This window comes from Planococcus sp. RAB007_Raresut, from assembly GCF_057369535.1.
In genome coordinates, this window is record NZ_JBXYIF010000273.1 from 1 (window position 1) to 236 (window position 236).

At 49.6% G+C, this 236-nt stretch carries 1 protein-coding gene; it reads right to left on the minus strand.

The annotated features are described in order from the left end of the window. The coding region (locus AC2Q9J_RS18520; RefSeq protein WP_499042200.1) for a diacylglycerol/lipid kinase family protein at nucleotides 1–236 on the minus strand (236 nt) is incomplete at both ends.

Sequence of the window (236 nt, forward strand, 5' to 3'; positions counted from 1 at the left end):
GTACTGTCAAGTGCCAACTCATATGGACTATGCTCACGGAACGCTTTTACACCCTCAATCAAGTAAGCGAACGGTCCCCATTTCGTCTTTTCTTCCACACTTACTTCGTCGACAGCTTCGGCAATGAGCCCGATGGCGATGACGTTCATGAAATAACCGTTCTCATACTTTCCGATATCCATCGGTGTCGGTTCAGCGTCGCGGAGAGCCTCGATTGCTTGTTTAGGGTCACTTGG